The following is a 22,184-nucleotide window of genomic DNA, read 5'->3' on the forward strand; positions in this document are numbered from 1 at the left end:
GTTCAGCTCAGGGCTTCTGCAATTGCATTTGCGTTGTGTTCAAAAACACCGAGATACGTGTCAAGCGGGGCGGATTCGCCCAGTGAGTCTGCGTAGAGCTCCTTATCGGAGATCTCGACCTCCCACCCCTTCGCTTTGACCGCCTGCTTGAGGTGTTTGATCGCCTCTGGGCTCTTCAGGTTGTCCTGGAAGATGACCGGCACCTTGTGGTCGGCAATCGTCTTTGCAAGTTCATCAATCTCAGCAGCCGACATTTCGGATTCGGATGACACGAAGTCTGTTGCGTAGATTTCCATGTCGTAGGTCTTGCCCAGGTAGTTGAACGCGTCGTGTCCGGTCACAAGGACGCGATTCTCTTTGGGAATCCGCTCGAGCTTTTCTTTCGCATCCGCCGCAACTGCATCGATTTTCTTGTTGTACTCTTCCGCGTTAGTCGTGTACTGATCCGCGTTTTCGGGGTCGATCTCACCGATCTTCTCTGCCGAGGCCTGCACAACCTGCTTCCACAGGTCGGGTGAGTTCCACACGTGCGGGTCATGGCCTTCGATTGTGCCGTCCTCTTCCCACGGCAGCAGCTCAGATTCGTCAAGCTGTCCAGCCGCGGCAAGCTGCTTGTCGCCGAGCTTGTCCAGCTGATCCATCATCTGGTGCTCCATGTCGCGGCTGGTCCACAGCACGACGTCGGCTGAATCGAGCTTCTCGGTGTCGCGAGTGGTCAGAGGCTGAGTGTGCGGGTCTCCCCCGGGCTTGACGAGCACGGTGACATCGGCGTCGGGGGCGATGTTCCTTGCCGCGTCCCCCAAGTAGCCGGTGGTGGCAACAATGCTGAGCTGCCCCTCTTCACCGTTGCCCGTCGTGGAGGGGGCACAACCTACCGCACTCATTGCCAGTACCGCACCTGCGATGCCCGCCATTGCGCGCTTGAACCCGAGTCGCTTCATTTTCTGCCTTTCGTTGCCGCGAATCACGCATATATTAAGTTCGCTTAACACAAATTAGGATGACCTAATGCCACGAACAAATAAGTGTCCGTTTATGCAGATCCGACCTGAGTCGAGCGCTCCCAAAACTCACGAGGCGGAACTCACGTTCCGCCTCGTGTTCTGTTTACGGAGACTACAGTTGGCATATGGCACTCGAACACACACAGGTCGCCCTCCAACTGCCCTCGGGGCGGGAACAAGCACACATCTGGACCACCGGAACACCGTCACAGCGCCAGCCGCTGCTGTTCATTCACGGTTTTCGAGGCGATCACCACGGCCTGCAGTTCATTGCCGAAAACATCAAAGGCCGACAGTCGTTCATTCCCGACCTGCCTGGCTTCGGTCAGACCCCTCCCCTGCCTGGCAAACAGACGCTTGAGACCTACACGTCATTTGTTCGCGGTCTTGCCGACTGGATTGAAAACCAGACAGGGAAGCAGCCTGTTCTGGTGGGCCATTCCTTTGGTTCGATCGTGGCGGCACACACTGCAGCTGAAGCACGAGCGCCCAGACCCCTCGTGCTCATCAACCCAATCGTCAGCCTGCCCGACCGAGGACCGGGCAGGCTGCTCACTGTGACAGTCGACAACTACTACCGCATTGCCGAAGCCGCTCCTGAAAAGATCGGCAATTTCCTGCTGAAGAACCGACCGACAGTGCGACTCATGAGCGAAGCCATGGCCACCAGCCGCGACCGCGACACCCGTCGTTTCATTCACGACCAGCACCAGCAGCACTTCAGCAGCTTCAGCGACCGCAAATCACTGGCAGATGCCTACCGGGTATCAACTCACCACACGGTCCGCGAGGTGGAAACGCAGCTAACTATGCCCGTATTGGTCATCAGCGGCAGGGCGGACGCCATCGCTGCGCCCAGGACCACCCGCGCGTTCGTCAAACGCCTGCCGAACGTCGAACACCATGAGTTCCCTCGTGTGGGCCACCTGGTGCACTATGAAAGACCGGCCGAGACCGCCCGGTTGATAGAAAACTGGCTAGACTGAGGGCACACGCGCAGACATCAGGAGGAACCATGTCGGTAGTGAAGATCAACGTTCTGTCAGTGCCCGAAGCACAGGGCGAAGAACTCGAAGCCCGCTTCGCTAAGCGAGCCCACAGTGTCGACCAGGCCCCGGGCTTCGAAGGCTTCCAAATGCTCCGCCCCACAGCGGGAACCGAGTCCTACTACATCGTGACCCAGTGGGACTCCGAAGAGTCCTTCCAGGCGTGGGCTGCCCAGCGCACCCACCGCGGACCCAATGAGTCCCTTTCCAAACAGGAAGGCCTGCTGGAGTTCGAAATCGTCGAATTCGACTGAAGACTCGACTGACACTCCCTAAGCTCTAACAGACCAAAGCCGGCGTCCTTACGAGAACGCCGGCTTTGTCATGTGTGCGGGCTGTTCTGCGTTCGCTGTTTCTGTCGTGTGTGCTGACAGGCGTCGGGTAGACGATTCCCGATGGCGCAGAGCTCAGCAGCCGGGATCAGTCGTAGGGCTTGAACTCATCGACGTCTGCGGCATCCCGCAGACGACCGGGTTCGGCCAGACGGTTGACCACAGTTTTGCGGCTGACAGGCGAACCGGACACGTAAACGGCACGCGACAGCACGTTCGAGGCGACACTCGATACGACGATCAGGGACAGGAAGCCCAGGATGGCCATGATCAGGTGCAGAATCTTAAAGCCCTCAGTGCTGAGCGTGAAGACATAAGCCGAGGCGAGGATCATCGGCATGGCCAGGCCGGTGCCCGGCGAGAACACATTGATCCGACTGAGAGCATCGCGCGCACGGAACATGGCAATAACGGTGCCCAGCAGGATGAGGCTTCCCCCAATCCCGAAGATGCCCACGAGAACGACGGCGAGGGTTTGCATCAGCGGTGCCCCCTGGTGAGAATTCGCGAAAGCGCAATTGTCGACAGAATGCCCAGCAGCGACGCCAGGAAGATCACATCTAACAGAATAGAGAGGTTCACGAGCATCGCGATGAACACCAGAATGCCGACCGCGCAGAAGTAGACGAGGTCACCGATGATCGCCCGCGAACCGCTTTCCTTAGCGGTGAGAACACGGATGAGACCCAAAACGATCGTGCAGGCGAGAATGCCGATGCAGATCCAGATGATGACAGTCACTGCTGATCGCTCCTTCGCGGAGGAACTTCGCCGCGCAGGGCTTTGAGCAGCCTGTCCTCCATGTCGTAAAGGCCGTCGAGCACTTCCTGTTCGGAGTCCCCGAACAGCGAGTGGACGAACAGCGTCGGCGGCGTCTTCGACGTGCCGGATGCCGTTGCGACCACGAGGGTGCCCGGCGTGATCGTGATCGACTGGGCCATTGACGTGATTTCAAAATCGGTGACGCAGCGCAGCGGCAGCTGAACGATCATCGGGTTGCCGTAGGGTTTGCGCGGCAGGTTTGACAGAACACCCCACGTACCCAGGAGGATCTCCTTGAAGATCCACAGGGCGTAGGCAATCAGGCGCAGAGGCTTCATCATCGTCCCAGCACCGCCTCGACGTAGGGAGCGTAGTCAAGCATGGATTCGGCTGCGGCGTTTGTGACTTCGGCAAGAGCGCCGGCGCCGAAGAACAGGGCAACGGACACGACGATGAGCGACGCGCCCGGAGCCAGAAGTTTGGCGGGGATCCGCACGTCAGCGGGCAGGTCTGTCAAGGCCGCGCGACCGGTGCTCGAAGAGTCTGGACGGTAGCTGCTCATAGCGCCACCCCAGAAGGTGTTGCGCCACATGCGCTGCAGGGCCAGCACCGTAATGCAGGCGCCAAGCACGATAACCCCAATGAAGGTGAAGCCGAGCGGTCCGGGGTTCTCTGCCGCTGAGCGCACGATGCCGAGCTTGCCCCACAGGCCAGATGTCGGCGGCAGGCCGACAAGAGAAAGCAGACCCAGTACGTAGAACACCGCAGTCCAGCGATCGCGGAAAGCCAGGCCAGACAGGCGGCGGAAAGCGCCTGTACCGTAGGTCTGTTCAATTGCTCCGGTCAGCAGCAGCAGACCGGCCATCGTGATGATGTGGTGGACCATGTAGAACATACCGGCCGAAAGCGATGCAACTGTCAGCAGAGAAGCACCGATGAGGATGTGGCCGACACCGTCGGTCATCATGAACGCAAGCACATTGCGCATGCGGTTGATGCCCCATGCCGACAGGGTCGCGGTCAGAATCGTGACAACGGCGACGATCGCAAGAGGGATCTGCCACGAGTTCGTCGAACCGTAGGCCACGGTGTACACGCGGTATATGCCGTAGAGGCCGACCTTTGTGTGCAGAGCCGAGAACAGGGCCATCATGCCAGCAGACGTGTCCGGGTAGGACCGAACGAGCCATCCGTGGACGGGAACAAAGCCCGCTTTGATGCCGAGAGCAGTCACGACAATTGCCAGGCCCAGACCGCCCTGGGCAGTAATGTCACCGTTCATGCCCATCTGCGCGAGCACGGCGATGTTGACGGTGCCCAGTGCGGCATAGACAAATCCAACGCCGATGACCAGAAGCGTCGAGGTCAGCAGGTTGACCATGACGAACATACGGCCCACGCCCAAGCGCTTCCACGTACCCGTCACAGCGATGAGGGCATAGCTGGGAAGAACCATGACCTCAACCATGACGAAGAAGTTGAAGAGGTCGCCGGTGAGGAACGCTCCGGTGACGCCGGCCATCATCATGAGCACAAGTGACGGCAGGAACCTGTACTGATCTTCGCCGGTCACGACGAGGAACCAGCAGCACACCACCGCGGCAAGTGACGTGACCAGCACCATGAGAGCTGAGAACGCATCGACAACAAACGGAATGGCCAGACCGCCCTCATAGGCGCCGACGTTCTCTGCGTAGACGCTCCCGTCGATCGTCGCCATCAGCATGTACACAGCGGCTGCCGCATTGATGAGCGGAATGCCGAGCATTGCGACGATGTCGAGCCAGCGGCGACGTATGAGAACAGTCAGGGCGGTGCCGAAAAGCGGCAGCCCAACAAGAACTGTGAGAAGAGCGGCACTCATGCTTCGCCCTCCCTGAGTCCCTGCTTCACCTCGGCAAGAGCCGAGTCGCTCAGCAGTTCGTCCTCAGTGACATCGCCTTCGCGGATCTCCCCGGTTTCGGGGATCGTCTTCTGGTCGTCATCGTGGCCGAGAACAGCCAGAGCAAGCATGAAGATGGTCACCGCCAGCGTAATGACGATCGCAGTAAGCACAAAGGCCTGCGGCAGCGGGTCAGCCGCATCAGCCGGAAGGGACCGGCCGCCCAGCGGTTCGTGGCGCCACGCAGAAACGCCGGAAGCCAGGAGTGCAAAGTTGGCGGCGTGCGAAACGAGTGCCAAGCCGAAAACGGCGCGGACCATCGACCGCTGCATCATGAGGTACACCCCGCCGGCGGTCAGGATTCCGATGGTGATCGAAAGAATCACTGTCGGCCTCCGTTCTTCTGGTCTGCTTCCTGCTGATCAACAACGCCCAAGCTCCTGCCGGGCCGCAGGCGCTGCCGGGCTGTCGGCCTTTGCGCCCGGACTGCGTCGAGCGGACCGGAGAGTTCACCGTGAACCATTTCGTCTGTGCGTTCGCGCGTACGTTCGAAGTCGACGTCACGGTGCATACGACCACCGGTGAGAACGTCCGAACCGGCCGGCGTGAAGGCGGAGTCCGAGGTGCCCAGCAGGTTGAAGGACACGAGGATGAGGCCGACAACCGCGAGGTAGACACCGACATCGAAGATCATCGACGTGGTCCAGTGCTGCCCAGCGAAGTGACCGTGGGCTGGCTCGAGGAACGAACCTGTCATCACCAAGTTGAGGAAGCCGGTCATCACCGCAGTCATGACACCGCCGCCGATCAGGTACAGCGGCAGGCGCGGCGGACCGATAGCACGGTCGTTCGATGTGGCCATGTAAGCCAAGCCGATAATCGCTGAACCAACCAGAGCGGCAATAAAGCCGCCACCGGGCTCATTGTGACCGCGCATGAAGATGATGAACGAGGTCAGTGCAAGAATCGGTGCCGCAACCTTGAACGTCAGGCGCAGAGCAACGAGGTTGGGCCAGGCTTCGAAGACCGCGCGGTGCGCGACGGTGCCCTTGGGCCGCACCGCAACCCACGGCTTGCGCGGAACTTCCGCGATTTCGGAGGCCGGCGGGTCGATGTAGCGGTCCCGGACGGACGACATGACAGCGACGATCGCGATGCCGGCCATACCGAGAACAGTGAGTTCGCCGAGGGTGTCCAGGGCACGGAACTCCACGAGGATCGTGTTGACGATGTTGTCACCACCGGAGATTTCGGGAGCTTCGTGGAGGTACTTCATGGCGATCTCGGACCGCTCGCGACGACCGGACACAAGGAACGTCACAAGCGCCATGGCGCCTCCGACGACAACGGCGAAGACAGCACGGCCGAACTGCTTGCGCTTGGGGTAGCGCCAGAAGGTCTTCGGCAGCTTCTGCAGAACGAGCATGAAGACGATGATCGTCATGGCTTCGACCAGCAGCTGAGTCAGCGTGACATCCGGTGCGCCAAGAGCCATGAGCTGTACGGTGGCCAAAATGCCGACGGCGGAAAGAGAAATCGTGGCGGTCAGGCGCGAACGGGCCATGCAGACCGACAACACCGCAAAGCCGATGACGAGCATGAGCACAACGTCCATTGTGCGGTTGAGGTTCTTCTGCAGGGGCGGCACACCACCGGAGGCGAAAACGGCAATCGCTCCGCCGTAGACGACAATCGCAAGCAGCGTAAACGAAGCTGTGAGGTGCGGCAGCGCGCGTTCGGAGCCGATGAAGCGGTTGAGAACCTCACCACAGCGGCGGAAGACACCCTGAATGCCGCGCAGAACCTGCGCGGTGGTGATGGGCGGGCCGGACTTGGCAAAAGCGGCAAACACCCTGCTGCGGAAGGCAATGACAACCAGACCCGCGATGATGATGACGATGCTCGCGGCAAGTTCCAGATTGAATCCGTGCCACAGGGACAGGTGCACATCTGCCGATTCACCAAGAGACGAAGCCACACCGGGTGTGAGGAACCGTTCGAGGCTGCCAAGAGTGAACACGAGCGGAACGGATGCGAGGATCGGCAGGGCAGCGAAGGTGAACATGACCGGGTCGGACGGGCTGAGCTCAGACTTGTCGACTTCCGGACCGTCAATGAACGCACCGAACACTATCCGCACGCAGTAGGCGATCGTGAAAATCGATGCCAGTGCCGCTGCGATGAGCGCAACCACACCAGCGACCGAACCCGCTGACAGCAGACCGGAGAAGATCGCCTCCTTCGACACAAAGCCCATCAGAGGCGGAATGCCAGCCATGGAGGCCGCACCGATGACGGTGACGGCAAAACTGAAGGGAGTAATACGCGCAAGCTTCGGAATGGAGCCGAAGATCCGCGTGTGCCCGATGTGGTCGATGACGCCGACCATCATGAACAGGCCCGACTTGAACATCGCGTGGGCAACAACGTGCAGAAGACCGGCGGTCAGCGCAAGCGGAGTGCCAACTCCAACAGCCGCCACAATGAGGCCCAGCTGGCTGACCGTGGAAAACGCCATGAGCTTCTTGACGTCGTCCTGTGTCAGCGCCAACCAGCCGCCCACAGCAACCGTGATGAGCCCCACCGTGGTGAGCAGAACATTCCACACGACAACGTCATGGAACGCGGGCGAAAAGCGAAACAGCAGGAAAATACCGGCCTTCACAACGGCCGCGGCATGCAGATAGGCACTCACCGGAGTGGCGGCCGCCATCGCATCAGGCAGCCACGCGTGGAACGGGAACTGAGCCGACTTCGTAAACGCCGCGACCGCCACCAAAACAGCGGCCGTCGGAGCAAGCCACGGAAGATCCGACCAGGCACTTGAAGCCAGAGCTGCCGATACCGAGGTGGTGCCCGTCGTCATCGCGATGAGCGCAACTGCGGCCAACAGCAGGACACCGCCGAAGAACGTCATAAACATGGTGCGCAGCGACGGCGCCCATGCGGCCGGGCCCGAACGGGCAATCAGCATAAACGAGGCCAACGACGTGACTTCCCAGCACACAAACAGCAGGAAGAGGTCATCTGCGAGGACGAGGCCGACCATGGCGAAGGTGAAGGTCGCCATCAGCCAGTAGAAGCTCGTCGTGCGGCCCGGCGGGAAATAGCGGGTCGAATAGAACAGCACGACCGCACCGATGAGAAGCGCAATGTAGGTGAAGATGACGCCGAGCCCATCGGCTTGCAGCGCGGCACGTGCGCCCAGCGCCGGGACCCAGGCAACAGACCACGATGGCGTGCCGCCGGCAAAGACTGCGGTTGCAGCAGGAGTGAAGACAATCGCGGCTGCGATGTATGCCGCTCCGATGATCCAGCCGGAATTGCGCCCGAAGAATCGCGTAATGAGCGGTACGAGGACAACAACCGCACCCAACAGTCCAAGTGTCGATGCGAGTTCCACGTAGGCGCCTTTCATCATCGGCGAATCGGTAAAGGTCAGGGACATCTTAGCGGCGCCGTGACTCCATCACCAATCCGGGCGGGACCAAGCCCGACCTCCGGCATCAGGCAGTGCTCTGAAACCGGTCCAGGGTCCTCGTTGTGCTTAAGAGCCCTGCTGAGCCTGCCTCCTGCATTCGGCCGCGACGAGCTCAACCAGCTTCTCCGCGTGAGCTGCCGGAGCAGAGTTGCTTGCTCTCTCCCCCGCTGCCCGCGCGGCGGTTTCGACCGTTGACCATTCAGCCACAACTGCTTCAAGAGTGTCTGCCAGACCCTGTGCGTCCGGCGAAGACGCGAGGATCGTCGCATCTCCGAACTCGCGTGCCAGCACGGGGTCGCTTACAACAATGCCGCGACTCGCAGCGCACGCCTCGATCATGACCATCGGCTGGTTATCGAAGCCCAATGAGGTCTGCACCGCAAGGTGACTGCGCACCAGCAGCTGCTCAACCTGCTGCGGGGAAACCGTTCCTATGCAGCGGACATTTGCCGGGTGACTGTCAAGATCACCGCCTGCGACCTCGAGCAGCACCGGCACTTGGCGATCAAGAAGGATCTGCATGGCTTCAAGGGCAACATCGAGGCGCTTTTCCGGAGCAAAGCGGCCGACCCACGCCAACCGAAGCGGAACCTGCCGAGGCAGAGGACGGGTGTGTGCTGTCCGCTTGGCGGCGTTGGACAGAACGACAACGTTGCCGGCCCCGGCCTCAATCAGCTTCTGTGCCTGGTGCTTCGACGGTGAGAGGACGACATCAGTGTGCTGGGCCATGGCCAGAGTCATCGCTCGCAAGGCTGAATCTGCAGGCCGGTCAGCAAGCTTTGACTTCGGGGTCTTCTGCCGAGTGAAAAGCCGGTAGAGGCCTCGCATCGCAGGTGCAGCCGGCCCAGCCGACTTAGGTGCTTGCCAAAAGAAAGTGTGCACCGTGTGCAGTGTGATAATCCCCAAGCTCTTGGCGGTTGCGACGGCCGCAGCGGCAAGCCCGAATTCCGAATGCACAATGACCACATCCGGTGCAGCTGCCATCAGCACCCGCCTCATCCAGCGCGCCAAACCGCGACCGAAGAAGTACACCGGCAGACCCGCACCGGGAATGCGGACCGTGCTCGGTGGGTTGATCACCTCGACCTCAGGGAGACCCGGTGCCTGGCGCGCACGGGGCGCCATGACGGCCACACTGTGCCCGGCATCGTGCAGAGCCCCTGCCTGCGTAAGAAAAGCCGTCTGTGCCCCGCCGACATAGTCGAGGTCGTAATCGCACACCAACAGGAACTTCACAAAACCGCCTTGTTCACGATGAGAAGGCGCCCGGGCGCACCGAGGTAAAGCGCGCGGTCACTGCGCGTTCTGCGATTCAAGCTCCGGGAGCTCGATAGTCGCGCAGTCGCCCCACAGTTTGTCGAGGCCGTAGTATTCCCTGTCGTCTTCGTGGAACACGTGCACAGTGATATCGCCGAAGTCGACGAGCACCCACCGGTTCTCTCCTGTGCCCTCACGGCGAATCGGCTTGATCTGGTGCCTGCGCAGCAGCTGTTCTTCGATGTTGTCAACGACAGCGTGCACCTGTCGTTCGTTGGATGCTGATGCGATGACAAAGGCATCTGTGAGCACCAGATTGTCTGCGACGTCGATTGCGGTGATGTCAGTTGCGAGCCTGTCGGATGCTGCCTGAGCGGCCGTGCGGGCCAGCTCTTTTGCCGTGTCAGTTGCGGGCACTGTGACCTTTCTGTTCAGAAGAGCATGATGAGGGCGATGACGATGAGGACGATGGCAACGAGGCCGCCGACCCCCAGGACAATGTAAGGAAGCGCGGATGGACGGTCGCCGACGAGAATCTCGCCGTCGCCGTAGGTGATGTCACGGGCTTTCATGGGGCCTGCGGGAGGGTTCTCGACCTCTTCGCCTTCATCAGCCTGGAGCATCTGGCTTTCTTCAGGCGAAATGGCGACCGATTCAATCGGCATGGTCGCAGGACCGGATGCGGCACGACGGAAGTCCTGGGCCGGCTGCGATTTTTCGGGTGCGGCCTTGCTGGATACGGCAGGCTTGACGTCGTGATCGGCGCTGCCGTTACCGTCCTTGGCTTCAGCGACGCCAGGGGCGGCAGAAGGCGCAGAGACAACCGTGATGCCCTGCGTATTGGGCTTGACTACCGGTGCGCGGCGTTCCCGCGGCTTGCTCGCGGCCTGTCGGCGAGCCACCCAGTCTTCCGACTTCGGGGCCTCGGGAGCCTTCGCAGCGTCGTCTTGGCCCTTCGGGGCCTCGGGACCCTTCGGAGCGTCGTCTTGCCTCTTCGGAGCGTCGACGGCTGTTTCCGCCTGGGCTTCAGAGGTTTCCGGTTCGTGGCTCTGCTGTGCGCCAGGAGCCGGCGTCACAGGAGCCTTCTTCACGACGGGAGCGGGGCTCTTGTCCGCGTGCGCTTCCTTCTGCTGAGTCTCGACTGGCTTCGTGGGCGCCGGCGAGGACTCCTGCGGCGCCTGGTCCGCGTCGACTGGGGCCGGCTCAAGTCCGTGTTCGCGCATGTAGCGTCGGCGTTCAGCCCTGGTTTGGAACTGCGGCATTTCAGGCTTTTCAGACGAACCTGCGGCCCGGGTCGCCGGTGCGCTGGGGGCCTCCGGTTCACCGGGAACCGCTTCTGGTTTTGCAGGACCCGGCGCTGGCACCGTGCCGATGGGCTGCATCTTTTCGGTGGGGCGCGGGTCAGGCTCATTCTGAACGCGAGGCGCCTGCTGGGTCTGCTGCGTGTCCTGCATCTGCTGAGCAGGGCGGGCGGGTGCAGGTTCGACTGGGCGTGCCGATGTGGCCGGTGCGGCGGGCGCCGTTGCGGGTGTCTGCGGTTTGACTGTCAGCTTGGCCGGTGCCGGCTCTTCTTTCGGAGTGTCTTCGACTGAGCCTTCTGCAGAGTCCTGAGCAGCAGCCGCGGCTTCCGCGGCGCGGCGTTCAGCTTCCCGCCGTTCGCGTCGGGTTCGGTACTGCTCAGCCAATTTCACTCCTGTAGAGGTTGTGTTTTGCGATGTATTGCACGACGCCGTCCGGTACGAGGTACCACACCGGGAGGTCGTCAAGCACCCTGTCGCGACAGTCGGTCGACGAAATCGCCAGTGCGGGGATCTGCAGGAGGCTCACGCCGTCCTGGGGAAGCCCTTCTGACGACAGTTCGTGTCCGGGTCGGCTGACTCCGACGAAATGTGCGAGCTCAAAAAGCTCGTCGACTTCTTTCCACGACAGGATCTGGGCAAGCGCGTCGGCGCCCGTGATGAAGAACATCTCGGTGCCCTCGCCGAGTTTTTCAGCGAGATCGCGCAGAGTGTCGATCGTGTATGTGTTTCCCGGTCGATCGACATCGACGCGGGAAACAGTGAAGCGCGGGTTGGACGCCGTGGCGATCACGGTCATGAGGTAGCGATGCTCGGCATCGCTGACGTTCTTGCCGGTCTTCTGCCACGGGCGCCCCGTGGGGACGAAGATGACTTCGTCCAACCCGAACCTTGCCGCGACTTCGCTGGCGGCAACCAGGTGGCCGTTGTGGATGGGATCGAATGTTCCGCCCATCACTCCGACCCTGCGCGCTTCGTGGTTCATCATCAGTGGCGGTAGGAAATGCCCTTCCAGCTGAGAGTGACGATTCCCAGGAACAGCAGGATGCCCAGCGCGGTAGCGCCGTACCAGATCGGGTCCATGGGAAGTTCAGCGCCTTCGTGCGCGTGTTCTGCTGCTGCGAGAAGAATCTCGTTCACTGTTTCTCCTGTATGTAGGTGTGAGTGGTCTGTTTGGGAAACACTTTACCCGTTGGCAGACGGTACCGCTCGGCGTGTCGAAATCAGCTGCGGATCTGGCCTGAACCGCGCATGACCCACTTGGTGGTTGTGAGCTCTGCAAGCCCCATGGGGCCGCGCGCGTGGAGCTTCTGAGTGGAGATTCCGACTTCTGCTCCCAGCCCGAATTCGCCGCCGTCGGTGAACCTCGTCGACACATTGACCCCGACGACAGCGGAGTCGATGGCGTCGACGAAGATGTCGGCGTTGGCGATCGTGTTGGTCACGATGACATCGGTGTGGCCGGTCGAGTAGGCGCGAATGTGTTCGATCGCCTCGTCGATGTCCGACACGATCCGCACTGCGATTTCAAGGTCGTGGTACTCCTTAGCCCAGTCACGGCGCGTGACACGGCGGATACGGACGCCCTCCGGAGCGCATTCGGCAACATCAGAATCACCGTGGATGGTGACCCCCGCCTCGTGCAGTCGTTCAAGGATCCTCGGCATCACACGGCGGGCGGCCTTTTCGTGCACCAGCAGTGTTTCCAGCGCGTTGCACACGCTCGGGCGGTGAGTCTTCGCATTGAGGACAAGGTCCGAGGCCATCCGGACGTGCGCAGAAGAGTCAATGAACATGTGGGTGTTGCCGGCACCCGTTTCAATGACGGGCACGATCGAGTCTTGCACGACGCGCTGGATGAGCTCCGGACCTCCGCGCGGAATCAGCAGGTCTACGTAGTCACGTGCCTGCATCAGCACCGCGGCCCCTTCGCGGCCCCAGGCATCGATACTCGAAACGGTGTCGGCCGGCAGGCCTGCCGAGGCTACGGCCTTGCGCAGAAGCTCAACCAGCAGAGTGTTCGCCGAAATCGCCGCGGAACCGCCGCGCAGGATAACCGCGTTGCCGGCCTTGAGGGCCAGTGCCGCAATGTCAACGGTGACGTTCGGCCGTGCCTCGTAAATCGCGCCGACCACGCCCATGGGCACGCGCTTCTGCATGAGGTTGATGCCGTTGGGCAGGGTGCGGCCGCTGACGATGTCACCAACCGGGTCAGCCAGGCCGATCACGTGTCGCACAGCGGCCGCAATGCCGCGCACGCGCTGTTCGTTGAGTTCAAGGCGATCGAGCAGCGAATCCGAAAAGCCGCGCTTCTTTGCGGTTTCAAGGTCTTCGGCACTTGCTGCCACGATGTCGTCGATGTTGTCTTCCAAGGTCTGCGCGATCGCCTCAAGAGCCGCGTTCTTGTCCTTGGTCGATGCGGTCGACACAACCGCCGAGGCTGTTTTGGCAGCCGCGGCAACGCGCGTGACCGCCCGTTCGATCTTGGGATCGATGTCAGTGGTTTCCGTCATGTCACACTGTCCCGTTCTTTGTCAGAATCATGTCGTTTCGGTGAACGACTTCCCTTTGGAACGATACGCCGAAGCGGCGACCGAGTTCACTCTTGCTCAGACCGAACATCTGGGGAAGTTCGTCCGCACTGAAGTTCGGGAGTCCGCGCGCCAAGCGCGTTCCGCGCGGATCAACAATATCGACCGGCTCGCCCGCTTCGAAGCGGCCGGAAACATCAACAACACCGGCGGCAAGAAGCGATTTGCCGCCCTCGGTGAGGGCTTTGGCGGCACCGGCGTCAACACGAATGGAGCCTGTTGGCTCAGCAAGGTGCGCAAGCCACAGCAGACGCGTCTGGCGCCTGGAGTGCGTGGGACCGAAGTACGTGCCAACGTCCTCCCCGCGAACAGCAGAGACTGCCAGATCAAAAGACGTCAGGACGCTGGGAATCCCGGAGTCTGCCGCGATCACCGCAGCATGGACCTTTGTCGCCATGCCGCCAGTGCCGACAGCACTGCCGCTGCCGCCGATGGTGAGCGAGGCGAGATCCTCAGGACCAGCGACAAAGGGAATGTGCACCGCTGAAGGGTCTTCCGGAGGCGCCGACAGAAGAGAGGGCACGTCCGACAGCAGAACCAGCGCCTCGGCGTGTGCCATCTGCGCTACCAGCGCGGCAAGACGGTCGTTGTCGCCAAAGCGCAGTTCATCAGTTGCCACGGCGTCGTTTTCGTTGACGATCGGCAGAATATTCATCGCCAGAAGACGGTTGATGGTGTTCTGTGCGTTGCGGTACGTGGAGCGGCGCACCATGTCGTCCACCGTCAGGAGGACCTGGGCTGTCACTACCCCGTGGCCTGCGAGTTCTTCCGTGTAGGCCGTCATGAGCAGGCTCTGCCCAACAGCAGCGGCAGCCTGCAGGGTCGGAAGATCAGACGGGCGCTGCTCGATCGGCATGGGCCCAAGACCCGTTGCCACGGCCCCGGAGGTCACAAGGATGACCCTCTTGCCCGCATCGTGCAGTTTGCCGATGATGTCTGTCAGCTCGACCAGACGGGCTCGGTTAAGGCCGCCCTCATCGGTAATCGACGACGACCCGACCTTGACGACGATTGTTTCGGCGCGACGGATGGAGTCGCGCACTGCTGCTGCATCAGTCAACGGCTATTCAGCCTCCCGCTGCGCCTTTTCGGCCAGGCGCTCAGCTTCGAGTTCCGCACGCGCGGCGGCCTTTGCGTCCATGCGCTCGTGGAATGCGGCCTTGCGCTCAGCGCGCGAGGCACGGCGATTCTCTTCAAGACGCGAGTCGCTGCCGCGTTTGCCCAGGGGCTCTCCCCCACCCAGCAGTGTGGGATCCCAGTCGAAGACAACAGCGTCTTCACCCGGACCGATGACAATCGTGTCGCCGGGGTGCGCGCCCTGCTTGAAGAGTTCGTCCTCGACGCCGAGCCTTTGAAGACGGTCTCCCAGGTAGCCGATGGCTTCGTCATTCGTGAAGTCGGTCTGCAGAATCCAGCGTTCGGGCTTGTCACCGCGCACTCGATACACGGCGCCTTCCGGACCGCTCTCGGGAGTGATGGTGAACGACCCGCCGCGGTCGACCGCTGCCGGCCGGATGACCTGACGGGCAGGTTCGCCATCGAGTTCTGCTCGCCGGCTGCGCTCTTCGAGCACGATTTCAGCCATCGCGTAGGACAGTTCTTTCAGCCCTTCGTGCGACACAGCCGAAATATCGAAGGTGCGGTACCCCGCTTCATTCAATTCAGCCCGCACGATGTCGGCAAGGTCTTTGCCGTCGGGGATGTCGGTTTTGTTCAACGCGACCAGGGTTGGGCGCTGAGTGAGCGGAAGCAGGTCGCCGCTGGGGTCGACATCGACTTCGTAGGCTGCGAGTTCAGCCTCAATCGTTTTGAGGTCGTTCACGGGGTCTCGCTCGGGTTCCCACGTCGCCATGTCGATCACGTGCACGATAGCCGCACAGCGCTCAATGTGGCGCAGGAAGTCCAGCCCAAGGCCCTTGCCCTGAGCTGCACCGGGAATGAGGCCGGGAACGTCAGCAACGGTGAAGCGCGTGTTGCCGGCCTGCACCACGCCCAAGTTGGGAACGAGAGTCGTGAACGGGTAGTCCGCGATTTTCGGCTTTGCGGCCGACAGCGCTGCGATCAGGCTCGACTTGCCCGCCGACGGATACCCGACCAGCGCAATGTCAGCGACGGTCTTCAGTTCGAGGACGACATCGACTTCTTCACCCGGCGTTCCCAGCAGGTGGAACCCAGGAGCTTTGCGCTTGGTCGACGCCAGAGCCGCATTGCCCAGGCCACCGCGACCACCCGAAGCGGCAACATAGCGCGCACCTGCACCCACGAGGTCTGCGAGGATTTCGCCATCGCGGCTCTTGACGACAGTGCCGTTGGGCACAGGGACAACACGGTCGCCGGCCTTCGCTCCGTGCCGCAGGTCGCCGGAGCCGGCTGCGCCGTTGTCGGCTTTGATGTGCGGTGAGCGGTGATAGCTCAGCAGCGTTGTGGTCTGCGGATCGACTTCGAAGATGATGTCGCCGCCGTCTCCGCCGTTGCCGCCATCGGGTCCGCCCAGCGGTTTGAATTTCTCGCGACGCACAGACGTGCACCCGTCGCCCCCGTTTCCGGCGGCGAGGAAAAGAGTCACGCGATCGACGAACTCGACAGCCACGGCATTCCCTTTCTAATGAATGTGGGGCGAGCCGCTTTGCGACTCGCCCCACAATTCTAAACTCTCTTATTCAGCAATGACGCTGACCGTCTTGCGGCCGCGCTTCTGACCGAATTCCACGGTTCCCGCAACAAGCGCGAACAGTGTGTCGTCGCCGCCGCGTCCGACGTTGACGCCGGGGTGGAACTTGGTTCCGCGCTGGCGGACGAGGATTTCGCCGTTGTTCACCAGCTGACCGCCGAAGCGCTTGACACCCAGGCGCTTGGCGTTGGAATCACGACCGTTGCGAGTGGAGCTCGCACCCTTCTTAGTTGCCATAGTTCAGTACTCCTGGGTTCTGCTTACTTGATGCCGGTGATCTTGAGGCGCGTGAGTTCCTGGCGGTGGCCCTGACGACGCTTGTAGCCGGTCTTGTTCTTGTACTTCTGGATGACGATCTTGGGGCCGCGAAGCTCGTCGACTACTTCAGCGCTGACCTTGAGCTTGGCCACGTCTTCCGGGGCGTGGGTTACGGTGTCGCCGTCCACGTGGAGAACGACGTCAAGATCGACGGAGTCCCCGGCTTCGGCTTTGATCCGGTTGACGGTGATGACATCGCCGACAGACACCTTTTCCTGATGACCACCGACGCGGACAATGGCGTAGACCATAAACAGTCCCCTTCTTTTCTGCTGTGAGCGGCTGTTTCCACCGCTCGCATTCGTACCGGCGACTTTCCCTTGGCCCATGGCCCATTAGGAGGAAAAGTCCGCCGTGATGCGATTGCACCGACCTGCAATCTTAATCTTCACAGCCCCCGAAAGTCAAAGCGACTGGCGAGCCTCTTGTTCCGCGATCCGCTGGTGGCGGCGGATGACGTGCGCAACCGTGAAACCGAGCAACTCCTCTGCGAATTCCGGGTCCAGTCCGCTGGCTTCGGCCAGAGAGCGCAGACGTTCCAGCTGACGCTGTTCGCGTTCGGGGTCCGCCGGCGGCAGCTGTTGGGACGCTTTGAGGTGGCCGACTTTCTCAGTGAGCTTGAACCGTTCGGCCATGATGTGGATGAGCACAGCATCAAGGTTGTCGATGCTGTCGCGCAGCTGCTGCAGCTCTTCAGGTATCTCCGTCATGGAACCCAATGCTACCGGCGGATGCGCCCCACTTTCGGAGGTGTTCACCCAGCGAACGGGACGTGAGCGGATCTCTTCCGTTTTCGCATACGGGAATTCTCCACGGCAGCTCGCTTCGCGGCCTTCTGTCCCCCATGAGGTCAGCGAAGTCCTCCAGCTGTCGGTCAAGAACGCGCCGTCCGCCGTACCTGCTGGCAAGAGCACCCATGGCCGTGGGAAGAACAGGTTCTGCTATCCGAATCTCTGTGTCCGCAGCCGGAACGGTCTCGCAGTCGGCTCCCGTGATGACATCGGCCCCTGCCAGCAGAAAAGCTGTGTCTTCCAGGGGCTCCAGCGCGGCATCGGCGGCGTCCGCATCCGCAAACACGCCCCGCATCCAGCAGCGCTCCCCCTCGCCAATGATGAGCACAGTCTGGGGCAGAGCCCACGCGTCGATACGGCCTGCCTTCGGCAGCCGCACCGCAACCCGCAGGTCATAGCCCAGCTGCGCCGGAGTCGCGACAGCCGCAGTGAACTGCTCACGGGCGATGAACTGCACCCACAGCCAGAAGTCGACGAGGTCGGATCGCTCCTCCTGAAAAATGTGGACTTCACGCGCATCGGATGATTCGGGCACCGAGGCGTCCATCCGCATAGCCCTGTACACCGCCCATCCGCGCAGCCCGGGCCCAGCCTGCGCGCAAAAAGACGCGAACTCAGCGTGCCTGCTTGTGCGCACTGGAACTTCGTACAGCGCCAAAAGCGCGCGAAGTTTGCGTTCGCGCACCAGTTCGGGGTTCATCGGTGTGTTGCGAGAGGAGCTTTCCAGCAAGTCAACGCCCAGCGCGCGCACCGCCGTGCGTGTCGCATTCTGCGCGGTTCCGTATTCCGGGGTGTCGGTGATGCTGATGTACACCGGATCGAGAGCACACCGGCTCTCCACGTCGAATGGGTCGTATCCGGCAGACGCAGTCACCGGAGAAAGCATGATTGTTTCGGCACCGGCCGCGGCGGCCTGCACCGCAATGTCGCGCAGGTCGGCGAAGTCGCCCACACCCCACGAACGCCCCATGCGGGCTGATGCCAGGTGCAGATCGAAGCCTCGCTCACCTGGCTGCACTGCAGCTTCGCTCACGATGAGCGGTGCACGGCTGACTGTGCCGTCGACCGCGCACGTGATTTCGCCAATACCCGTCTCACGTGGGGGCATAATCGCTGTGAACTCGTGCCGGACTTCCGAGGCGCCTGCCACCGTCACGGTCTGCGTTCCGGTAATCGTCGGGGTGATGTTCGCGGGAACCGGTTCGCCGCTGAGTCCGACCGTCGACACCGATGCGGTGGCGGGGTCGGAGGTTCGCACGGGGATTGCCGCCGAATGGCCGGCTTCGGCAACGACAGCCGCCGACAGGGCAGAGAGCCACTGCCGGCGGTTTTCGCGGTCGATGAGGATCTGCAGTTCGCTGCTGTCCTCGGCAGTGAAGCCGAGAACCCGCAGCGCGGCGGCCAGCTGGTCATCAGACAGCGGCCGGCCAGCGACATCGCGTTGTCCGTCGATGCCGAGCAGGGCGGCCAGCTGGCGCATCCCGCCGGTCATGTCCGACTGCAGGATCCCTGCCACGGGTCAGTCCTGGCCGATGATGAGGATGGGCGGTTCCGGTTCAGCAGGTGCTTGGGGCTTCTTCGGCTCCTGCTTCTTCGGAGCTTCCTCAGGCCTGGGCTCCGGTTTCTGAACTGCTTTTTGAATCCGCGTCTGCGATGCGCCGCCGATCATGAGCAGACCTTCCGATTCCGGCGTCGGCATGCTGACGGGCTCAGCCTGCTTACGGGCAGCAGAGTCCGCTTCAGCCTCGCTGCCGGAGCTGCTGTCTACATCGTTGTCGTCTGTGCCGTCACCGACAGGGTTTTCGGTGTTCTCAGCCGGCTCGGCCGATTTGATGCGACGGCCGCCTCCGCGGGTTCCGCGGCGACGACGCGTGCGGCGTTCGCGCTGTTCGCCATCATCGGGTGCGGCCTCACCGGTGTGCTCAGCGCTGTCTGCCGGTGTCTTCGCCGCTTCTGCCGCGTCATGCGAAACATCATGCGTGTCACCGGACGTGGCCGCTGGCTCGTCTGCTTCGGCGGGTGCTTGCGGTTCCTCGTGGTCCCGAATGGTGGCCTTGGCGATGGCCGCCATGGCCTTCTGGGACTCCCGGCTGCGCTTTTCGTCTTCTTCAGACTGCTGGCTGCCGGAGGAGTTGTTGTGCGAACCGCGCGAGTTGTCCTTGTTGTCGCGGTTCTTGCGGCGCGACTTGTACTGCCGGCCGGAGTGGTCCGGTTCGGTGCCCGGCAGCATAAGGCCGCGTCCGGAGAGGTCTTCCCCGGCTGCCGCGAGACCTTCGGCCAGGCCCGTGCCGATGCGCTTGCGGGTCATCTGGACGAGCCCGAGCGAGGTCACTTCCGCTACCTGGTGTTTGGTGCGGTCGCGGCCCAGGCATTCGACCAGGCGACGAACCACGAGGTCGCGGTTGGATTCAAGCACCATGTCGATGAAGTCAACGACGATGATGCCGCCAATATCGCGCAGACGCAGCTGGCGGATGACTTCTTCGGCTGCTTCGAGGTTATTCTTCGTGACGGTCTCTTCGAGGGATCCGCCGGAGCCGGTGAACTTGCCGGTGTTGACGTCGATGACGGTCATCGCCTCTGTGCGGTCGATGACGAGCGAACCACCTGAGGGCAGGTTGACCTTGCGGTTGAGCGCCTTGTCGATCTGTTCGGACACGCGGTAGTGGTCGAATATGTCGTCGTCGCCTTCGTAGCGAGATACGCGATCCCGCAGGTCGGGTGCAACGGATTCGACGTATTCGGTGATGACGTCCCACATGCGGTTTCCGTCGATCACGAGTTCACTGAAGTCTTCGTTGAAGACATCGCGGATGATGCGGACCATCATGTCCGGTTCGCTGTACAGGAGTTCCGGTGCACGCACCTTGGTGGACGAGGACTTGCCCTCGATGGTCTCCCAGCGCTTGCGCAGGCGTTCGATGTCCTGACGCAGGTCGTCTTCCGAGGCGCCTTCCGCGGCTGTGCGCACGATGACGCCGGAGCCGTCTGGGACGGCGTCCTTCAGGATCGACTTCAGGCGGCTGCGCTCACTGTCGGGCAGTTTGCGCGAAATGCCGGTCATCTGGTTGCCGGGGACGTAGACGAGGAAGCGGCCGGGCAGAGAGATCTGCGCGGTCAGGCGCGCGCCCTTGTGCCCGACGGGGTCCTTTGTCACCTGGACGAGCACCGGATCGCCGGGGTTGAGTGCGACTTCGATTCGGCGGGGTTTGCCGTCCATGCCGAGAGCGTCCCAGTTGACTTCACCGGCGTACAGCACGGCGTTGCGGCCCTTGCCGATGTCGACGAAGGCGGCTTCCATGCTGGGCAGCACGTTCTGCACGCGACCCAGGTAGACGTTGCCGATGAGCGAGGACTGCTGGCGCTTCTCCGACAGGTAGTGTTCAACGGCGATGCCGTCTTCGGTGACAACGAGCTGAGTGCGTCCGTCTTTTTCGCGCACGATCATGGCGCGCTCAACCGATTCGCGACGGGCCAGGAATTCAGCTTCCGTGATGACGGGGCGGCGGCGCCCAGCGGCCCGGCCTTCCCGACGGCGCTGACGTTTGGCTTCTACGCGGGAAGAACCGCGGATACCCGTGACTTCGCTTTCCAGCGAGGTGGTGCGGCGGCTTCCGCGCTCACGGCGGCGTGTGCGGCGTCGCCTGCGACCGCTGTCGCCGTCGTTGTCATCGCCGTCGTTGTCGTCAGCGTCCGATGTGCGGTTGTCGTGATCGCTGTCTCCGCGGCTGCCGTGGTCGCCACGGCCGCGTCGGCGGCTGTCGGAACCGGAGTCGTCCGAGTCATCCGAATCATCGTGCGAGTCGTCGTTGTCGTCGCGGTCATCGCGCGAACGTGAGCGACGACCGCGGCCACCGCGTCGACGCCGGCGTCGACCGCCTTCGCGGCCACCTTCATCGTCGTTGAAACCGCCGTCGGAGTCAGTGTCGCCGGAGTCCTCGGTGTCGTCCGAATCGTCGTAGTCATCGTCTTCAGGTTCCCAGTCGGGATCCACCTGAACGCCCAGTTCGGCCTTCGGCTGCTGGAACAGCAGCGCACCGCCGGCCGGAGCGGTGACGGGGACCACCTCGGTGTCGTCGTAATCCTCAGATGCCCGTGCGGAGAAAGCGGGTGCAGTCTGCAGTTCGGCGGATGCCGCACTCACGGGCAGACCGGCGACCTCCGGCTGGGCCGCGTTGGAGAACAGGCCGCCCGAAAACGCTGTTTTGCCAGCTTTGTCGTCAGCTTCGTTCTCAGCGCTGTCTTCTGCGTCGCGGTCGTGTTCTTCTTCGGAATCGTCGACGTCTGCGGTGTCGTCAACCTGATCTTCTGTCGGTTCGTCCTGGCTTTCGCCGCGGCTTTCAGCATTGCGCTTCTGGCCGGCTTTGTCGGCGATCGACTCCAAAAGCTCTGCGCGACGGCTGTCGTCTTCAGCCTGCGTCTGGCGCCCCTGGGACTGCTGGCGCAGCGCTTCGAGGTCGGAAAGGATTCCCTCTGTGGGATCCACTGTGTCACTCATTGAAAACTCCTGTCCCGATCGAGCGGTGCAACGTCCGCGACCGGGATCATGTCCTTGTCATAATCACAAAAGTCTGTGAGCTGCTGTGGGCTCGCGCGAATGCTCAGCGCGGTGGCCCAGGGCTTCATCTTGAACCTGGCCGAAATTCTTCGGAGAGGTGGAAGCACACCCGGCGCGGTTGCTCTGCCGGAGCTCTGATGCTCATTATGTCACAGCGCACCTGGGACGACACTGAATCCGGGCTGTCCCACCC

The 22,184-nt window shown here is 62.2% G+C and carries 21 protein-coding genes and 1 pseudogene; 2 read left to right on the top strand and 20 right to left on the bottom strand.

The window, feature by feature from the left end; all coding sequences use genetic code 11:
- Nucleotides 1-2: 2 nt before the first annotated feature.
- Nucleotides 3-941, bottom strand: coding sequence for a metal ABC transporter substrate-binding protein (locus HMPREF3092_RS02105; RefSeq protein WP_070423760.1), 939 nt, complete (start codon nt 939-941; stop codon nt 3-5).
- 188 nt (nt 942-1,129) lie between these two features.
- Here HMPREF3092_RS02105 and HMPREF3092_RS02110 point away from each other — a divergent pair, with 188 nt between their 5' ends.
- Nucleotides 1,130-1,990, top strand: coding sequence for an alpha/beta fold hydrolase (locus tag HMPREF3092_RS02110; protein WP_070423680.1), 861 nt, complete (start codon nt 1,130-1,132; stop codon nt 1,988-1,990).
- Nucleotides 1,991-2,019: 29 nt separating this feature from the next.
- On the top strand, nt 2,020-2,304 hold the full coding sequence (locus HMPREF3092_RS02115; protein ID WP_062021621.1) for an antibiotic biosynthesis monooxygenase family protein: 285 nt from the start codon (nt 2,020-2,022) through the stop codon (nt 2,302-2,304).
- A 166-nt stretch (nt 2,305-2,470) separates the two neighbouring features.
- Here the strand turns inward: HMPREF3092_RS02115 and HMPREF3092_RS02120 are convergent, their stop codons facing one another.
- The 19 genes and pseudogenes from HMPREF3092_RS02120 to HMPREF3092_RS02205 form a co-directional block, all read right to left on the bottom strand.
- On the bottom strand, nt 2,471-2,863 hold the full coding sequence (locus HMPREF3092_RS02120) for a cation:proton antiporter (RefSeq protein ID WP_061942603.1): 393 nt from the start codon (nt 2,861-2,863) through the stop codon (nt 2,471-2,473).
- Nucleotides 2,863-3,123, bottom strand: a complete 261-nt coding sequence (locus HMPREF3092_RS02125; protein WP_019175380.1) for a monovalent cation/H+ antiporter complex subunit F — start codon at nt 3,121-3,123, stop codon at nt 2,863-2,865. Before HMPREF3092_RS02125 ends, HMPREF3092_RS02120 begins: the two co-directional genes overlap by 1 nt.
- On the bottom strand, nt 3,120-3,485 hold the full coding sequence (locus HMPREF3092_RS02130) for a Na+/H+ antiporter subunit E (RefSeq protein ID WP_256174358.1): 366 nt from the start codon (nt 3,483-3,485) through the stop codon (nt 3,120-3,122). The genes HMPREF3092_RS02125 and HMPREF3092_RS02130 overlap by 4 nt, the downstream gene beginning before the upstream one ends.
- Entirely contained in the window at nt 3,482-5,008 is a 1,527-nt protein-coding gene (locus HMPREF3092_RS02135) for a proton-conducting transporter transmembrane domain-containing protein (RefSeq protein ID WP_019175382.1), read from the bottom strand. Before HMPREF3092_RS02135 ends, HMPREF3092_RS02130 begins: the two co-directional genes overlap by 4 nt.
- A gap of 80 nt (nt 5,009-5,088) precedes the next feature.
- Nucleotides 5,089-5,412, bottom strand: a pseudogene (locus tag HMPREF3092_RS02140) (sodium:proton antiporter); the annotation flags it as partial.
- Nucleotides 5,409-8,474, bottom strand: coding sequence for a DUF4040 family protein (locus HMPREF3092_RS02145; RefSeq protein ID WP_070423681.1), 3,066 nt, complete (start codon nt 8,472-8,474; stop codon nt 5,409-5,411). The gene HMPREF3092_RS02145 and the pseudogene HMPREF3092_RS02140, both read right to left, overlap by 4 nt.
- A 99-nt stretch (nt 8,475-8,573) precedes the next feature.
- Complete coding sequence (locus tag HMPREF3092_RS02150) at nt 8,574-9,743, bottom strand: glycosyltransferase family 4 protein (protein WP_061942598.1); 1,170 nt, start codon at nt 9,741-9,743, stop codon at nt 8,574-8,576.
- A 57-nt stretch (nt 9,744-9,800) separates the two neighbouring features.
- Entirely contained in the window at nt 9,801-10,181 is a 381-nt protein-coding gene (gene rsfS, locus HMPREF3092_RS02155) for a ribosome silencing factor (protein WP_019175386.1), read from the bottom strand.
- Nucleotides 10,182-10,195: 14 nt separating this feature from the next.
- The gene (locus HMPREF3092_RS02160; protein ID WP_070423682.1) at nt 10,196-11,449 is read right to left on the bottom strand and encodes a hypothetical protein; all 1,254 of its coding nucleotides are present in this window, start codon (nt 11,447-11,449) and stop codon (nt 10,196-10,198) included.
- A complete protein-coding gene (nadD, locus tag HMPREF3092_RS02165) occupies nt 11,442-12,050 on the bottom strand; it encodes a nicotinate-nucleotide adenylyltransferase (RefSeq protein WP_370919356.1) in 609 nt (202 codons plus the stop codon). Before nadD ends, HMPREF3092_RS02160 begins: the two co-directional genes overlap by 8 nt.
- Nucleotides 12,050-12,202 (bottom strand): hypothetical protein, encoded by a 153-nt coding sequence (locus tag HMPREF3092_RS11285; RefSeq protein ID WP_019175388.1) that lies wholly within the window; start codon nt 12,200-12,202, stop codon nt 12,050-12,052. The genes nadD and HMPREF3092_RS11285 overlap by 1 nt, the downstream gene beginning before the upstream one ends.
- A gap of 83 nt (nt 12,203-12,285) precedes the next feature.
- Nucleotides 12,286-13,575, bottom strand: coding sequence for a glutamate-5-semialdehyde dehydrogenase (locus tag HMPREF3092_RS02170; RefSeq protein WP_061942592.1), 1,290 nt, complete (start codon nt 13,573-13,575; stop codon nt 12,286-12,288).
- Between the two features lies 1 nt (nt 13,576).
- Nucleotides 13,577-14,713, bottom strand: coding sequence for a glutamate 5-kinase (proB, locus tag HMPREF3092_RS02175; RefSeq protein ID WP_070423683.1), 1,137 nt, complete (start codon nt 14,711-14,713; stop codon nt 13,577-13,579).
- Between the two features lie 3 nt (nt 14,714-14,716).
- Complete coding sequence (gene obgE, locus HMPREF3092_RS02180; RefSeq protein WP_070423684.1) at nt 14,717-16,243, bottom strand: GTPase ObgE; 1,527 nt, start codon at nt 16,241-16,243, stop codon at nt 14,717-14,719.
- A gap of 66 nt (nt 16,244-16,309) precedes the next feature.
- Nucleotides 16,310-16,561, bottom strand: a complete 252-nt coding sequence (rpmA, locus tag HMPREF3092_RS02185) for a 50S ribosomal protein L27 (protein ID WP_070423685.1) — start codon at nt 16,559-16,561, stop codon at nt 16,310-16,312.
- Nucleotides 16,562-16,584: 23 nt separating this feature from the next.
- On the bottom strand, nt 16,585-16,893 hold the full coding sequence (rplU, locus tag HMPREF3092_RS02190; RefSeq protein WP_019175393.1) for a 50S ribosomal protein L21: 309 nt from the start codon (nt 16,891-16,893) through the stop codon (nt 16,585-16,587).
- Between the two features lie 153 nt (nt 16,894-17,046).
- Nucleotides 17,047-17,352 carry a chorismate mutase gene (locus HMPREF3092_RS02195; protein WP_019175394.1) on the bottom strand — a complete coding sequence of 102 codons (306 nt, stop codon included), beginning with the start codon at nt 17,350-17,352 and terminating at the stop codon, nt 17,047-17,049.
- A complete protein-coding gene (locus HMPREF3092_RS02200; RefSeq protein ID WP_070423686.1) occupies nt 17,336-18,949 on the bottom strand; it encodes a 4-alpha-glucanotransferase in 1,614 nt (537 codons plus the stop codon). The genes HMPREF3092_RS02195 and HMPREF3092_RS02200 overlap by 17 nt, the downstream gene beginning before the upstream one ends.
- A 3-nt stretch (nt 18,950-18,952) precedes the next feature.
- Nucleotides 18,953-21,931, bottom strand: coding sequence for an Rne/Rng family ribonuclease (locus tag HMPREF3092_RS02205; RefSeq protein WP_070423687.1), 2,979 nt, complete (start codon nt 21,929-21,931; stop codon nt 18,953-18,955).
- Nucleotides 21,932-22,184 lie beyond the last annotated feature (253 nt).

This window comes from Brevibacterium sp. HMSC24B04 (genome assembly GCF_001806835.1).
Lineage (GTDB): Bacteria > Actinomycetota > Actinomycetes > Actinomycetales > Brevibacteriaceae > Brevibacterium > Brevibacterium ravenspurgense.

Bases quoted from the DNA above. Each gene is read 5' to 3' on its own strand.
- HMPREF3092_RS02105 (WP_070423760.1), bottom strand. From the start codon at position 941: ATGAAGCGACTCGGGTTCAAGCGCGCAATGGCGGGCATCGCAGGTGCG.
- HMPREF3092_RS02110 (WP_070423680.1), top strand. From the start codon at position 1,130: ATGGCACTCGAACACACACAGGTCGCCCTCCAACTGCCCTCGGGGCGG.
- HMPREF3092_RS02115 (WP_062021621.1), top strand. From the start codon at position 2,020: ATGTCGGTAGTGAAGATCAACGTTCTGTCAGTGCCCGAAGCACAGGGC.
- HMPREF3092_RS02120 (WP_061942603.1), bottom strand. From the start codon at position 2,863: ATGCAAACCCTCGCCGTCGTTCTCGTGGGCATCTTCGGGATTGGGGGA.
- HMPREF3092_RS02130 (WP_256174358.1), bottom strand. From the start codon at position 3,485: ATGATGAAGCCTCTGCGCCTGATTGCCTACGCCCTGTGGATCTTCAAG.
- HMPREF3092_RS02135 (WP_019175382.1), bottom strand. From the start codon at position 5,008: ATGAGTGCCGCTCTTCTCACAGTTCTTGTTGGGCTGCCGCTTTTCGGC.
- HMPREF3092_RS02145 (WP_070423681.1), bottom strand. From the start codon at position 8,474: ATGTCCCTGACCTTTACCGATTCGCCGATGATGAAAGGCGCCTACGTG.
- nadD (WP_370919356.1), bottom strand. From the start codon at position 12,050: ATGATGAACCACGAAGCGCGCAGGGTCGGAGTGATGGGCGGAACATTC.
- HMPREF3092_RS02170 (WP_061942592.1), bottom strand. From the start codon at position 13,575: ATGACGGAAACCACTGACATCGATCCCAAGATCGAACGGGCGGTCACG.
- rpmA (WP_070423685.1), bottom strand. From the start codon at position 16,561: ATGGCAACTAAGAAGGGTGCGAGCTCCACTCGCAACGGTCGTGATTCC.
- rplU (WP_019175393.1), bottom strand. From the start codon at position 16,893: ATGGTCTACGCCATTGTCCGCGTCGGTGGTCATCAGGAAAAGGTGTCT.
- HMPREF3092_RS02195 (WP_019175394.1), bottom strand. From the start codon at position 17,352: ATGACGGAGATACCTGAAGAGCTGCAGCAGCTGCGCGACAGCATCGAC.
- HMPREF3092_RS02205 (WP_070423687.1), bottom strand. From the start codon at position 21,931: ATGAGTGACACAGTGGATCCCACAGAGGGAATCCTTTCCGACCTCGAA.